This window comes from Raineyella sp., assembly GCF_034933565.1.
Taxonomy (GTDB): Bacteria; Actinomycetota; Actinomycetes; order Propionibacteriales; family Propionibacteriaceae; genus Raineyella.
Genome location: NZ_JAYFNG010000034.1, coordinates 40024 through 54013, shown reverse-complemented (window position 1 = coordinate 54013; position 13990 = coordinate 40024). Strand labels below are relative to the sequence as shown.

Annotated in this window: 13 protein-coding genes; 5 read left to right on the top strand and 8 right to left on the bottom strand. The window is 70.9% G+C overall.

From position 1 onward, the window contains the following. Positions 1-55: 55 nt before the first annotated feature. Genes VB059_RS10570 through VB059_RS10555 form a run of 4 tightly spaced genes read right to left on the bottom strand, consistent with a single transcriptional unit; the run spans position 56 to position 4311 of the window. Positions 56-1819, bottom strand: coding sequence for a cytochrome bc complex cytochrome b subunit (locus VB059_RS10570; RefSeq protein ID WP_323421985.1), 1764 nt, complete (start codon positions 1817-1819; stop codon positions 56-58). After that, positions 1819-2886, bottom strand: a complete 1068-nt coding sequence (locus VB059_RS10565) for a Rieske 2Fe-2S domain-containing protein (protein ID WP_416339543.1) — start codon at positions 2884-2886, stop codon at positions 1819-1821. The genes VB059_RS10570 and VB059_RS10565 overlap by 1 nt, the downstream gene beginning before the upstream one ends. Continuing rightward, positions 2883-3692: a c-type cytochrome gene (locus tag VB059_RS10560; RefSeq protein WP_323421984.1), complete on the bottom strand. Its 810-nt coding sequence runs from the start codon at positions 3690-3692 to the stop codon at positions 2883-2885. The genes VB059_RS10565 and VB059_RS10560 overlap by 4 nt, the downstream gene beginning before the upstream one ends. Positions 3693-3732: 40 nt before the next feature. Beyond that, positions 3733-4311, bottom strand: coding sequence for a cytochrome c oxidase subunit 3 (locus VB059_RS10555; protein WP_323421989.1), 579 nt, complete (start codon positions 4309-4311; stop codon positions 3733-3735). 393 nt (positions 4312-4704) lie between these two features. Here VB059_RS10555 and VB059_RS10550 point away from each other — a divergent pair, with 393 nt between their 5' ends. Further along, positions 4705-5130: a response regulator gene (locus tag VB059_RS10550; RefSeq protein WP_323421983.1), complete on the top strand. Its 426-nt coding sequence runs from the start codon at positions 4705-4707 to the stop codon at positions 5128-5130. Positions 5131-5322: 192 nt separating this feature from the next. Further along, positions 5323-6378, top strand: coding sequence for an anthranilate phosphoribosyltransferase (trpD, locus tag VB059_RS10545; RefSeq protein ID WP_323421982.1), 1056 nt, complete (start codon positions 5323-5325; stop codon positions 6376-6378). 311 nt (positions 6379-6689) lie between these two features. On the opposite strand, the gene VB059_RS10540 is transcribed toward trpD, so the two are convergent. Together VB059_RS10540 and VB059_RS10535 are read right to left on the bottom strand one after the other, a co-directional pair. Further along, a complete protein-coding gene (locus VB059_RS10540; protein ID WP_323421981.1) occupies positions 6690-7454 on the bottom strand; it encodes a prepilin peptidase in 765 nt (254 codons plus the stop codon). Between the two features lie 220 nt (positions 7455-7674). After that, the gene (locus tag VB059_RS10535; protein ID WP_323421980.1) at positions 7675-8880 is read right to left on the bottom strand and encodes a hypothetical protein; all 1206 of its coding nucleotides are present in this window, start codon (positions 8878-8880) and stop codon (positions 7675-7677) included. A gap of 286 nt (positions 8881-9166) precedes the next feature. On the opposite strand from VB059_RS10535, the gene VB059_RS10530 reads away from it, so the two are divergent. After that, positions 9167-9688 (top strand): peptidylprolyl isomerase, encoded by a 522-nt coding sequence (locus VB059_RS10530; protein WP_323421979.1) that lies wholly within the window; start codon positions 9167-9169, stop codon positions 9686-9688. A 130-nt stretch (positions 9689-9818) separates the two neighbouring features. Further along, the gene (locus tag VB059_RS10525) at positions 9819-10598 is read left to right on the top strand and encodes a rhomboid family intramembrane serine protease (protein WP_323421978.1); all 780 of its coding nucleotides are present in this window, start codon (positions 9819-9821) and stop codon (positions 10596-10598) included. A gap of 173 nt (positions 10599-10771) precedes the next feature. On the opposite strand, the gene VB059_RS10520 is transcribed toward VB059_RS10525, so the two are convergent. Together VB059_RS10520 and VB059_RS10515 are read right to left on the bottom strand one after the other, a co-directional pair. Beyond that, positions 10772-11047 carry an Lrp/AsnC ligand binding domain-containing protein gene (locus VB059_RS10520; protein ID WP_323421977.1) on the bottom strand — a complete coding sequence of 92 codons (276 nt, stop codon included), beginning with the start codon at positions 11045-11047 and terminating at the stop codon, positions 10772-10774. Between the two features lie 10 nt (positions 11048-11057). After that, positions 11058-12980: a DEDD exonuclease domain-containing protein gene (locus tag VB059_RS10515; RefSeq protein ID WP_323421976.1), complete on the bottom strand. Its 1923-nt coding sequence runs from the start codon at positions 12978-12980 to the stop codon at positions 11058-11060. Between the two features lie 101 nt (positions 12981-13081). On the opposite strand from VB059_RS10515, the gene VB059_RS10510 reads away from it, so the two are divergent. Further along, entirely contained in the window at positions 13082-13987 is a 906-nt protein-coding gene (locus VB059_RS10510) for a hypothetical protein (RefSeq protein ID WP_323421975.1), read from the top strand. The last annotated feature ends 3 nt before the right edge of the window (positions 13988-13990 follow it).

Sequence of the window (13990 nt, the reverse complement as noted above, 5' to 3'; positions counted from 1 at the left end):
GGGGGGGGGGCCCCCCTCCGTAGCTCGGTGAGTGTGGATCAGCGCATGGCGGTGATCAGTGCTTCTCGGAGCCTTCCAGCTCGCGTGTCTCGGCGGCACCCTCGTGCTCGAGCTTGTGCTCAGCGTCCTGCTCGGCGCCGTGGTGGGCGTGTGCCTCCTCGAGCTCCTCGCGGGTGGGGTGCGGGATGTTGCCCTCGGCCCACCACCGGGACGCCCTGGCGCGGGCCTTCGAGACGTTCTGCCCGTTGCGCTGCACGCCGCGGGCGTCGGTGTCCGAACCGGACTCCAGCACCGGCGCATCGTCCGTCGAGGTGAGGGTGAACGCCTCGTCGTGGCTGATCTCCACGTGGTCCTCGACGTAGCCGCCCTCGGCGTTGCGGCGCATGTCGCCGGTCGGCGAACCGTGCAGCAGACGCTCGTGGTCGGTGTTCTTCTTGCCGAGGCAGATCCGCTTGGTCACCCAGAAGGCGATGACCGGCACGACGAAGATCGCGATCCGCAGGAACCAGGAGATCGCGTTCAGTGACAGCTTGAAGTGGGTGGCGATGAGGTCGTTCGCGCCACCGAACTGGAGCAGCAGCATCAGCGTGATGATCGCGACACCGAACGCGGTCCGGGTCGGGTTGTCCTGCGGACGCTCCAGCAGGTTGTGCGACCGGGTGTCACCGGTGAACCAGGCCTCGATCCAGGGCCACAGCGCCATCAGCGTGAAGAAGGCGCCGAGCAGGATCACGCCGGGGATGAAGATGTTCCAGGACCAGGTGGTGTGGCCCCAGTGGGACTCCCAGCCCGGCATGATGCGGACGGCACCCTCGACCCAGCCCATGTACCAGTCGGGCTGGGAACCCGCGGTGACCTGGGCCGGGTTGTACGGGCCGTACGTCCACACCGGGTTGATGGTGACCAGCGCGCCGAACAGGGCGATGACGCCGAACACCAGGAAGAACAGGCCACCGGCCTTGGCGGTGTACACCGGGAACGCCGGCTCGCCGACCGCATTGGTCTCGGTGCGGCCCGGGCCGGGGAACTGGGTGTGCTTGTAGTAGGCCACCAGGCCGACGTGGACCGCCAGCAGACCGAGGATCAGGGCCGGGATCAGCAGGATGTGCACCATGTAGAGCCGTGACACGATCAGGTCGCCGGGGAACTCGCCGTTGAAGGTGAAGAACTCGACCCAGGTGCCGATCAGCGGGATGGAGCGCATCAGACCGTCGGCGAACCGCAGGCCGGTGCCCGACAGCAGGTCGTCGGGGAGCGAGTAGCCGGAGAACCCGGCCATGGTGCCCAGGAAGAGCAGACCGACGCCGAGGATCCACTGGATCTCGCGGGGCTTGCGGAAGGCGCCGGTGAAGAACACCCGCGCGGCGTGGGCGAAGGCCGACGCCACGAACAGCAGGGCCGCCCAGTGGTGCATCTGGCGCAGCAGCAGGCCGCCGCGGATGTCCATCGAGATGTGGATCGTCGACTCGAACGCCTGGGACATCATCATGCCCTTCATCAGCTGGTACGAGCCGTTGTACTCGACCTCAGCCATGGAGGGCTTGAACCAGATGGTGAGGAACACGCCGGTCAGCAGCAGCACGACGAAGGACCACATGGCGATCTCACCGATCAGGAACGACCAGTGGTTCGGGAAGATGTAGCGCAGCCCGAACTTGCCCAGGCCGGCGATCCCGAGGCGATCGTCGAGCCAGCCCGCGAGCGGGCCCCGCTTGACCAACGCCGGGGGCAGGTCGACGTCCTTCGCGGAGGCGGTGCGCGTCGTGGTGGCGGCGCTGCCCGGGTCGCGGGACTCAGAGACGGAGGTGGGCTTGGCCATCACGCGTCACCTTCCTTGAAGTCGTTGCGGGAGTCGCGCTCGAAGAAGCTCGGGCCCACCGGGACGGTGAAGTCCTGGGTCGCGATGAGGTAGCCCTCGGTGTCGACGCTGAGCTTGAGCTGGGGCAGCGACCGGGCGGCGGGGCCGAAGACCACATGACCGGAGTTGCCGAGGTCGAAGGTCGACTGGTGGCACGGGCACAGCAGGTGGTGCGTCTGCTGCTCCCACAGGGTGATCGGGCAGCCGACGTGGGTGCAGATCTTCGAGTAGCACAGGATGCCCGACACCTGCCAGTCCTTGCGGGAGGCCGGGATGTTGATCGACGCCGGATCCATCCGGACGACGATGATCGACGACTTGGCCTTCTGCTGCTGGTACTCGACGCCGTGGTAGTTCTCGAGGTTCTCCGGCTGCGCGTTGATCAGCTGGCCGATCTCGACGTCGGCGGCCTTGATCGGCTTCCAGCTGACGTCGTTCACCAGACGGATCGGCTTCTGCGGGGTCGCCTCGGCGAAGATGGTCCGCTCGATCGTCTGGGCCCGCTTGCGGCCGGTCGGCCACGGACCCATGTCGGCGAGGGTCACCACGAGCGGCAGGGCGAACAGGCCCAGTGCGCCGCCGAGGCTGCCCATCACGAACCTGCGGCGGGCGACGCCGGAGTCACGGACCCCGTCACTCAGCATCACCATCGCGTCGGTACGGGTCTGCTCGTCCGAGTACGGAACGTGCCGCTCCTGGACGATCTCCTCGTCGCTCATGATGTTGCGGGCCCAGGTGATGGCCCCGACACCGATGAGGAAGATCGCCAGGCCCATCGTGGTCCCGAAGATCACGTTGTGCAGGTCGGAGTGGAACGGACCGATCTCGATCTGGATGCCGAGCGGGATCGCGAAGTACGTCACCACGGAGGCCAGGGCGGACAGTGCCGAGACCGCGAAGGCGACCACGACGCGGCCCTCCGCGTGCTTGTCCGCGTGCGGGTTCGTGGAGACCCAGCTGGGGACGTGCGGCTCGAGGCCCGGATCGTCGACCGGTCGCTGGAGCTGGTTGGTCGTGTTGTCGTTCACTTGGAGCGAGCTCCCTTCGAGGTGATCCAGGTGGCGAGCAGGACCAGGCCGCCGATGCCCACGACCCAGGCCCACAGGCCCTCGGTTACGGGGCCCATGCTGCCGAGGGACAGGCCGCCGCCGCTGGAGCCGGCGCCGCCGTTCACGCTCTTCAGGTAGCCGATGATCTCCTGGGCGTCCTGGTCGGTGATGACGTTCTTCGAGAAGACCGGCATCTGCTGCGGACCGATGCGCATGGCTTCATAGATGTGCACCGAGTCCACGTTGACGAGGGAGGGGGCGAACTTCCCGTTCGGCAGCGCGCCGCCCTTGCCGGAGATGTTGTGGCAGGCCGAGCAGTTGGTCCGGAACAGCTCGCCGCCGCGGGCGATCTGCTCGTCGGTCAGGTTCGTCGGGTCGACGACCGAGGCCTCCGGGATCGCCGGGCCGGGGCCGAGGGTGGCGACGTACGCGGAGATCGCGGAGATCTCGTCCGGGGAGAACTCCGTCTTCTTCCGCGGGGCCTGCTGGCCGGGGCGGGACATCGGCATCCGGCCGGTGCCCATCTGGAAGTCGACGGACGCAGCGCCGACACCGACCAGCGACGGGCCCTGGGTCGTGCCCTCACCGTTCAGGCCGTGGCAGGACGAGCAGGACACCTGGAACAGCGCCTTGCCCTGCTCGACCTGTTGCGACAGGCCAGGGGCGGCGGAAACCCGGGTGCCCGGCATGACGAGCGCGTACACGGCTCCGACCAGGAACAGGGCGAGCACCAGGATGAGTGGCTTGGCAGCCGGGTGTCGCCTCCGCGTGGACAGATACTTCACAGCAATGTGCCTCTCTGTGGTTGGGGGTCCGTGACGCTCATCAGTGCAGGAAGTAGATCACCGAGAACAGGATGATCCACACCACGTCGACGAAGTGCCAGTAGTACGACATGGCGATCGCGCTGACCGCCTGCTCGTGCGTGAAGGTCCGCGCGAAGTAGGTGCGGGCCGTGATGAAGAGGAAGCCGACGAGGCCGCCGAGCACGTGCAGGCCGTGGAAGCCCGTGCCGAAGAAGAAGACCGAGCCGTACGCGAACGACTGCGGGGTGAGGCCCTCGGAGGCGAGGGTCGCGTACTCCATGATCTGGCCGGAGATGAAGAAGGCGCCCATCATGAAGGTGAGCGTGTACCACTCGCGCATGCCCCAGCCCCCGATGTTCAGGAGCGACCCCGTACGCTTCACGCGGCCGTGCTCAGCGGCGTGCACGCCCAGCTGGCAGGTGACCGACGACAGCACCAGGACGACGGTCACGGCGACCGCCTTGGGCACGTCGAGCCACTCGGCGGGGGTCCACCCGCCGGTGCCGGCGGCTGCGTGGATGTTCCGCATGTTGAAGTACGCGGCGAAGATCGCGGCGAAGAACATGAGCTCGGACGCCAGCCAGATCCACATGCCCAGGGCGAGCGGATCTGGGCGGCCCGGAAGGCCGCGGAGTCGGGTGTTGGGGACGGCATGGAGGGCTCCGGTGGGAATGGCCCGCCCAGCGCCCATCAAGTCAGATGAAGAAGCCACGTGTGCATTATTGCCGTAATCAGTGCCCCGCGCTCCCCGTCGCGGTCCCGGAACGGGTTTGGTTGGGTGATCGTTACGCGGACCCCATGGAAGAGGGTGGATCGGGGTGAGCGCGAGGATGTCGGTGTGGCGGCCGTCACTTTTGCCGGGGCCTGATCTTTGCCGTCAGGTGGCACGAAGGGTCCGGTGGGGTGGTATGCGAACGGTCGGCGCGGGGCGGTCGGGGCGCTGACGCTACGATGCACGTGTTCACTGGAAGTCGAGTCCCGAGGAGGGCAGATGAGCGCAGACGCGTCGGCCGAAGAGAAGACGGTGACGGTCCTGCTGTACTCCGATGACCGTCAGGTGCGTGAGAGCCTCAAACTGGCTCTGGGGCGCCGAGTGGCCGCCGATCTGCCCGAGGTCGTGATCATCGAGACCGCCACTCATGCCGCCGTCGACAGTGCGATGCGACAGGGTGGCGTCGATCTGGTCATCCTGGACGGCGAGGCCGCGCCCGCCGGTGGGATGGGGATCTCCAAGCAGTTCAAGGAGGAGATCGCCGACTGCCCGCCGATCCTGCTGCTGGTGATCCGCAAGGACGACGCCTGGCTGTCCGCCTGGTCGCTGGCTGACGCCGTCGAGCGGTACCCGATCGACCCGGTGACGTTCCCCGACACCGCCGCGCGTCTGCTGCGCAAGCGGCTGCAGGTCGCCGGCGCCTGACCCGTCGGGCCGTCGGCGCCTGATCCATCGGCGACTGATTCATCGGGTCGGCGACACCGGGGCCGACGTCCCGATGCTGACCGTCCTGGGGTCGCCAGGGGCTGATCCGGTCCTGGCCGGCCACGTCGAGGGCCGGCCCATTGACGTCCGTACGACCCCGCCCGGGGTCCGCAAGCACCGAGGAGGAGTGACATGACCACAGGGAGTCTCAACTGGCCGGATGTGCTGACCGGCTTGCTGAAGGGCGAGAACATGGCGCCGGAGGCGACCGCGTGGGCGATGCGCGAGATCCTCGGGGGCAACGCCACGCCGGTGCAGATCGCCGGGTTCGCGGTGGCGCTGCGGGCCAAGGGAGAGACTGTCGAGGAGGTCGCCGCGCTCTCGGACGTGATGCTGCAGTTCGCGCGTCCGGTCCACGTGGACACCCGGGCGGTGGATGTGGTCGGCTCGGGCGGGGATCGCGCCAACACGGTCAACATCTCCACGATGGCCGCGATCGTCGCTGCGGCCGCCGGGGCGAAGGTGATCAAGCACGGCAACCGGGCCGCCTCGTCGATGTGTGGCACCGCCGACTGTCTCGAGGCGCTCGGCCTCGCGCTCGACCTGGCGCCGGAGAAGCAGCAGCAGGTGATGGACGAGGAGGGCATCGTCTTCCTCTTCGCACCGCTCTACCACGGCTCCCTGAAATACGCCGCCAGCTCGCGCCGGGAGCTGGGCATCTCGACGATCTTCAACTATCTCGGCCCGCTGTCGAACCCGGCGCGGCCCCAGGCGCAGGCCATCGGCATCGCCAACGAGACGATGGCGGGCCTGCTCGCCGGTGTCCTGGCCCAGCGGGGCAACCAGGGCATGGTGTTCTACGGCGGTGACGGGCTCGACGAACTGACCACCACCACGGCGTCCAAGCTCTGGCTGGTCAGGGATCAGCGGGTGGTCCCGACCCGGCTCGATCCGCTCGACCTGGGCATTCCGCGGGCGGTGACATCGGACCTGGTCGGTGGCCGGCCGGACGTCAACGCCGCGATCGTCCGGGAGACGTTCGCCGGCAAGACGGGGCCCGTGCGCGACATCGTCACCCTCAATGCCGCCGCCACGATCCTGGCGTACGACGGGCCGGATCTCGACGCCGACATCACCGAGCAGCTCGCCGCGTACGTCGAACGGGCCCGCGGGGCCATCGACTCCGGCCGTGCCCTGGCACGCCTGGACAGCTGGGTGGCGACCACCCGGCGGCTGGCCGGCCGCTGACTCCCGCCGGAGCGGCGTGACCGTTCCGGGCCACGGCCCACCTCTGAGCCACCGGCCATCTGGGTCACCGGTCCACCCGGGTCACCGGTCCACCCGGGCCACCGGTCCACCCGGGCCACCGGCCCACTGGCCTCTGACTCGCGCTGGGGCCACCGGGCACCCGGGGCACCGGCCCACCCGGGCCACCGGCCATCCGGCACCGGCCCACTGGGCCTCTGACTCGCGCTGGGGCCACCGGGCACCCGGGGCACCGGTCCACTCGGACCTCCGGCACGCGCCGGGGGCACCGCCCCGCCTTGCATGCGGACGCTTCAGAGCAGCCCCGGCCCGGCCGCATCGAACAGCAAGGACGCGGCCGGGCCGAGCCACATCCACGGCCCGTAGGCGAACGGGCCGCGGCGTCCGGTCAGGATGCGGGCGATGCCCCACAGTGCCCCGAGCAGACTGCCGGCGACCAGCGCCACCCACCAGCCGGTCCACGAGACCGAGGCTCCGAGGGCCCCGATCAGCGGGCTGATCCGTACGTCGCCGAAGCCCAGGCCGTGGCCCAGCCGCCACAGGACGAGGTAGAACAGGCCGCTGGCCAGCCCGCCGAGCAGCACCCGGACCAGGTCGGCCGGTGCGGCTGCCCGCCCGGACAGGGGCAGCAGCGCCAGGATGACGGCGACCGACCCGAGGCCCCAGACCATGTGGGTGAGTCGCAGCGGCAGCCAGGTGGTCCGGGCATCGATCGACACCAGCAGGGCGAAGGCGGTGGACCAGACCAGCCACAGCGGCAGCCAGGGGGCCGGTGCCAGGGCGAGCGCGGTCAGTGACGCGGCGGCCCCGAGGCCACCGCAGGCCAGGGCGAAGCCGCGGGTGGCCAGCGCAGGGTAGTGCGGCGGGGCATCGTCGGGGATCGCCTCGCCGAAGAGCCCCGGGGGTGCAGCGGGCCCGGGGAGCGGATCACCGTCGTGGAGCCGGGAGCCCTCGGGCGTCCGGCCGGGTAGCCGGCGCAGCACCGGGCCGGTCAGCACCGCGACCAGGACACCGAGGATGACGGCCCCGGCGAGGGGAACGAGGAGGGGCGGGGGCACGCTCATCTCCGCCCGGTGCCGCGCAGGTCACCGCGGTCCCGACGGCCCCCATCGGCGTGTATGTCGTCGTCGTTCCGGTGGCCGGAGTCCGGGCCGCCGGAGTCGGCGCGGTTCCGGGCCCGGCGGTCGGGGTCGGAGGCGAACGAAGGGCGGAGGGCGACGATGGCCCTCCGCCTTTCGTGGTGCGGCGCCGAGGCGACCGGTGCCGCGAGACCGCCGGTCAGCGTGTCGCCTTGGTGAAGCCGGCTTCGGCGGCCGCTTCCTCGGAGGCGAACCAGACGTCGGTGACGGTCCGGTTGTAGGAGTCGGATCCGGGCAGGTGGTACTTCATCGAGCGGGGGTTGCCCTTGATGGTGAAGCCCTCCGGCGGCTCGGTGCCGACGAAGGAGTCAGGGCCGTAGCTCGTCGCAGTGTCGGTCGACACCGCGAGGTCCGCCTCGGTGATGCCACCACCCTCGCCGATCATCTCGGCCTCGGCCTCGGCGGTCTCCTCGTCCATCTCCCCGTCGGTGACGTCCGGGGCGGTCGGCTCAGCCGCAGCTTCCGCGGCAGCGGTCTCGGCCGGGGCCGGGGCCGTGGGGGCGGGCGCAGGTGGCGTGGGCTGGTAGTTCTGCCAGGCGTCCTCCTTCGGGGAGCCGAGCTTCTTGGCGATGACGAAGCCGATGCCGACCACGCCGGTGAGGATCAGCAGCACCTTCCAGAAGCCGCCACCGCGCTTGCTCTCTCGCCTCGCCAGCTTCGCCTCGGCCTTTGACAGTTCGGCCTCCGCCTTCGCGAACTTCTTCGCGGCCGCCTTGGCCTGCTTGCGGGACATCTTCTTCGCCGTGGCGGCGGTCTCCTCGGCGACGCCGGTGACCGCGTCGGAGGCCTTGTCGAGCAGCTTCTCGGCCCGGGGAACGACGTCCTCCTTGATCCGGGTCGCGGCCTCCTCCGCCAGCGGGCCGACGGCGAGCAGTGCCCCCTCGACCCGGGGAGCCAGTGTCTCCAGCGTGCCGCGGGCGCCGGCGATGCCACGCACCTTGGCCTCGTGGGCGACGGGGGCGAGTCGTGCCTGCGCCTCCGCGGCCACCGGGGCCAGCCGGACCTGGGCCTCGTGGGCGTACTCGGTGAGGATCTCCTGGGCCTGCTGGCCACGCTCCTTGGCCTGTTGGGCGAGCGGGCCGAGCTTGGCCTGGGCGGAAGCCGTGAGCGGGGCCATCCGGTTCTGGGCGCCGGCGACCTTGGCGGCCCCGGCCTCGCGGGCCTGGTCGACGTAGGGGGTGGCGGCCCTGATCGCTGCATCGACGGCGTCGACGCCGACTTCGCGGGCCTGTTCCAGGTAGGGGGTGGCGGCCTTGATCGCCGCATCGACCGCATCGACGCCGACCTCGGTGAGGGACTTCGGCACCTCGGCCTCGATGACGATCTTCTGGGTGTTGCGCTTCACTCTTGCCTCCGAACTCGTCTGTCCGCGCCTGTGAGGTCCGGGTGCGCACCCGTGGACGGGCGGCGCCGCCGGGGCGTACGTCCAGCGTAGCGACCGCCATTCCACATCTGACAGATTTGCGCAGGGTTCTTCGTGACAAGCCGACAATTGCCCCCGGTGCGGTTGCTCCGAGCTGTTGTCCGATGCCGGGGGCGTTGTCGTTGTCCACCGCGGCCGGCGTGACAAGATGGACAGGACATGACCGTGTCGTCGGGTCGCCACCCGTCGACCCGACGAGAGGAAGCTCGTGGGCAACTCCACTGCAATCCTGCACACCAACCATGGGGACATCTCCATCACCCTGTTCGACGACATGGCCCCGAAGACCGTGGCCAACTTCGTCGGCCTGGCCGACGGGACCAAGGAGTACGTCGATGCCAAGACCGGTGAGCGGGTGACCGGGCGGTTCTATGACGGGCTCATCTTCCACCGGGTCATCCAGGGCTTCATGATCCAGGGCGGCTGCCCGCTGGGCACCGGCACCGGTGACCCGGGCTACAAGTTCGCCGACGAGATCCACCCCGAGCTGGCGTTCACCAAGCCGTATCTGCTGGCGATGGCCAATGCCGGCCCCAACACCAACGGCTCGCAGTTCTTCATCACCGTGGACCAGACCCCGTGGCTCAACCGCAAGCACACCATCTTCGGTGAGGTGTCCGACGAGGCGTCCCGCAAGGTCGTCGACGAGATCGCCGCGGTCCGGACCGGCCGCGCGGACCGTCCGGTCGAGCCGGTCGTGATGGAGTCCGTCGAGATCATCGCGGGCTGATCCCGCCGTGACCCAGCCGATGGGGAGCCCGGGCCTCGACGGCCCGGGCTTCCGCCCCTGTTACCGGCATCCCGGCCGGATGACCGGCATCACCTGCCAACGCTGCGGACGGCCGATCTGTGGTGAGTGCATGATCCAGGCCTCTGTCGGGTTCCAGTGCCCGGAGTGCGTCGCCCGGGCCCGCTCCCGGCAGCCCGGCACCCGGACCACCTCCCGGCGGAGCCGACCTCGCGGCGGGGGCGCCGGGCGGTTCAGACTGCGCGAGCAGAGCGGGACCGTGCTGCTGATCGGCCTGATCGTCATCATCCAGGCGCTCGACTCACTGTCCCTGTACCGCGTCCAGGGCCTGCTGGCCTACCAGGGCAACGCCGTCCTGTCCGGTGAAGTGTGGCGCCTGGTCACCCACGTCCTCGTCTCCGGCGGGATCCTGGCCCTGGTCATCAACGGCTTCGTGCTGTGGATGTTCGGCCGGACGATGGAGATGATGTGGGGGCGGTGGCGCTTCCTGGCGACGTACTTCCTGGCCGGCCTCGGGGCCGCGGTGCTGATGCTCGCTGCCGGGCCGACGAGCGTGGTGCTGGGCGGAGCCTCGAGCTCGATCATCGGGCTGCTGGCGGCGAACGCCGGCGCCAAGTTCCACGAGCGGGAGGATGCCCGGGCCGACCTCGTGCTGCTGGCCATCCTGGTCGCCTTCAGTGTCTTCACCGCCCCGGTGCTGGTGATCGCCGACGTGGGGTCCATCCTTGCGGGCGGTGCCTGCGGCTGGCTGTGGATGACCGAGCCGCGGGCCGGCAGCAGCGGCCGGCGCCGCGGGCGGCTGACCGTCTCCGACCAGCTGCATCTGCGCGGAGCGCTGCTGATCCTGGCGGTCTGCGTCGCCGTGGCCGCGGTGGCCTTCTTCGTCCGCTGACCGGTTCCCGCGGGGACCTTGCCCGCAGGGAACCCATGTCGTCGGACGCCGACTGACGATCGCGCGGCTGGCGGGGACCTTGCCCGCAGGGAGCCCACCCGCGGGGAAGCCCACCCGCGGGGACCTGCCGACCGGGCCCCCGCGAGGTGCGGCCGATGCTCGGGCCGCCCGGGTCAGCTGCCGAGGCTGAAGGCGGCCTCCAGGTCGTGCTTGGAGAAGGCGCGGAAGGCGATGTGGGTCTCGGTCTCGATGATCCCGCCGACCTTGTTCAGGCGGTCCGAGACCACCGCCGACAGGTCGTCCAGCTCGCGGACCCGCACCATCGCCACCAGGTCGATCGCGCCGGTGACGGAGTAGACCTCGGTCACACCGTCGAGATCGGCGATCTCCTGGGCAACCTCGGGGATGCGGTCGGTTTCGGCGTTGACGAACACGATTGCGGTGACCATGGGCGTCATCCTAATGTGCGGGACCCGTCGTCGCGGCGCGGGAGGGCGTGCCCCCGTCCGTACGCAGCGCGGCCAGCACCCGGGGCAGGTCAGTGGTGGCGATCGTGGTGCGCAGTGGCCACATCCACTCGCCCCGGACGTCGATGAGACGTACGCCGGGCTCCTCGAGCCAGGCCGCGATCAGCTCGGTCTCCTCGGGGAAGGCCGCCGTGCCGTGGGTCGGCGCCGGGACGGACTCCGCCAGCAGCACGGCCTCATCGGCCACCCGCACCGCCGACTCGCCCGGCCGGGTCCGCGCGGCGCCCGCCAGCCGCCCGTACCGTACGACGTGGATCTCCCACCCCGGGCGCCCGGCCGCGCCCGCGGGCGCGAACGTCTCCGTCGTCCGGCGGGCGGCGACGAGCTGGGGGCACCCGGCGAGTGAAGCGATCCGGTGGTGCCGTCGGCTGGTGTCCAGGTAGCACTGGAGCCGGGCCCGTACCTGATCGGCCTCCTCGTAGCGTTCCTGGTCGCTGAGCGGGCCGATCCGGGCGGCGTGCCCGCTCACCACCGACCCGACATCGCCCGACATCGCGGCGGCCACCCGGCCGATCAGGTCGCCGTAGTCGTCGGCGGAGATCCGATGGTCACAGGGCGCCGGGCACCGGTCCATCTCGGCCAGCGCACAGGCGGCGGTGGGGCGGCGTACGCTCAGGCGCGTCGTGCACCGGCGGACGGGGAACGCCTCCTGGAGCGCCTCGACGACGGTCCGGGCGGCCTCCCGGCCGGGGAACGGACCGAAGCGCACCTTGGCGCCCGGATCGCGCACGATCGACAGCCGCGGGTAGGCCTCGTCGGTGAGGACGATCCACACCGGATGGGCGGCCCGCTTGGAGCGCCGGTTGTACCGGGGCTGGTGACTGGTGATGAGGCGCAGCTCGCGCACCTTCGCCTCCAGCGGCGTACGACACTCGACGCAGGAGACGCCCTCGGCCTGGCGGATCATGTCCTCCATCCGCGCCCGCCGCTCCGAGGCGGTGAAGTACCCCTGGACCCGCCGGCGGATGTCGACACTGGTGCCGACGTAGAGGATCTCCCGCTGCTCCGACCCGGCCGGCTGCGCCGACCCGGCGCAGGTCTCCTCAGCAGCGGTTCCCTCGGTGGCCCTGTCGGCGCCGTCGGGGGCCTGCGGGTCAGCCGCGCTCGTCCGATCGCCGTGGGGCCGGGTGTCGGCGCGGTAGAACCAGTAGACGCCGGGAGCGTGTGGCAGGTCCTTGGCCCAGGGGGCGCGTGCGCGGCGGGCCGGGGACACCGGATGCATCATCGCGACCAGGTCCTCCAGCGTCGTGACGCCGCGATTGCCGACCCGGGCGATCAGGTAGTGCAGCAGGTCGACGGTCGCCCGGACGTCCTCCAGCGCGCGGTGGGTCGGGGCGGTGTCGGCGCGGACGTGGGCGGCGAGCGTCCCCAGCGTGTAGTTGCGCACCTCGGTGCGCGGGATGATCCGGCGGGCGAGCGCCAGGGTGTCCAGCACCTGCCGCGGGCGCCAGGGGTGGCCCAGCCGGTCGCAACCCCGCTGCAGGAACCCCATGTCGAACCGCGCGTTGTGCGCGACCAGCACGCAGCCGTGGCTGAACTCGAGGAAGGCCGGCAGCACCGAGGGCAGTGCCGGCGCCCCGCGCAGCATCCTCGGGGTGATGCCGGTGAGAGCGCTGATCTCGGTCGGGACCGGGCACTGGGGGTCGACCAGTGTCTGGAACTCCCCGACGATCTCCCCGGCCCGGACGTGCGAGGCGCCGATCTCGGTGATCGCGGCGTCCCGGCCGGTGCCGGTGGTCTCCAGGTCGACCACGCAGAAGTCGACATCCGCCAGCGGCTCGCCCAGGTCGCCGAAGGACGGCTGCAGGTCGTCGGCTGCGTGGAGCAGGCCGTCGAGGGGGAGCTGGGTGATCACGGACAGCAGGCTAGAGGCAGCCACTGACAGTGCCCCGCGCCGGGCCGCGCACCTATCCTGGGGCCGGACGCGGCACCGGGCCGCACGGCCGAGGAGGACGGGTGCAGGTCTCGGATGCCTCGGGGACCCGCCGGGCGGGGACGATCCTGATCGCCGTGCTCGCGGTCGCCCTGGTCCTGGTCACCACCGCGGCACCTGGTCAGGTCGGCACCGGGTCGGTGGCCCGCACGGTATCGGTGACATCCACCGTGGCGCGTACCGGAGCCGGACCGTTCTCCGGTGCGGCGCGGCTCCCGGACGGCAGCGTCGTGGTCTGTGCAGCTCCCGCAGACTGCGGGCTGTGGGCCGATGCCCTCGCGCAGGCCGAGGCCGCTCTCGATCCGTGGCTGCCGGCCGAACCGCCGGTCAGCGACCTCACCGTCGTCGCCCCGACCACTGCCGGCCAGGCGGCGCTGCTCGGCGTCCCCGCGACCGCTCGCCCCGCGGCCACCACCCTTGTGGTCGACCAGGCCATGGTCGCGTCGGGCCTCGCCACCGCCGACCAGCGCGGGCGGACCTGGATCGTGGTCAATCCCGACGTCGCCCGTACGGATGGTGACCTTCCGCGGCAGGTCCTGACCCACGAACTCGTCCATGCCCGGACCCGGGCGGCGGTCCTCGACGGCCCGCTGTGGGTGGAGGAGGGGTACGCCGTCGCCCTCACCCACCGGGTGCTGGGGCCGTCGGCGGGGCCCGTACCACCACGGTCGGCGGGGCCCGTACCGTCACCGTCGGTGGGGCCCGTACCGTCACCGTCGGTGGGGCCGACGGCCTGGCCGTCGGACGACTGGGTGCCGCGGACCCTCGACGACTACGGCATCGCCGGGCAGGCCGTCACCGATCTCGCCGCGCGGATCGGCTGGGTGGGCGTGGCACGCTGGTACGCGGCATCGGAGGCGGGCGCCGGATCGCTCGCCGCGGCCCGGGCGGAGCTCGCCCGCCGCGACATCATCGACGGACGGGGATGAGGA

Bases quoted from the DNA above. Each gene is read 5' to 3' on its own strand.
- VB059_RS10570 (WP_323421985.1), bottom strand. From the start codon at position 1,819: ATGGCCAAGCCCACCTCCGTCTCTGAGTCCCGCGACCCGGGCAGCGCC.
- VB059_RS10550 (WP_323421983.1), top strand. From the start codon at position 4,705: ATGAGCGCAGACGCGTCGGCCGAAGAGAAGACGGTGACGGTCCTGCTG.
- trpD (WP_323421982.1), top strand. From the start codon at position 5,323: ATGACCACAGGGAGTCTCAACTGGCCGGATGTGCTGACCGGCTTGCTG.
- VB059_RS10525 (WP_323421978.1), top strand. From the start codon at position 9,819: ATGATCCAGGCCTCTGTCGGGTTCCAGTGCCCGGAGTGCGTCGCCCGG.
- VB059_RS10520 (WP_323421977.1), bottom strand. From the start codon at position 11,047: ATGGTCACCGCAATCGTGTTCGTCAACGCCGAAACCGACCGCATCCCC.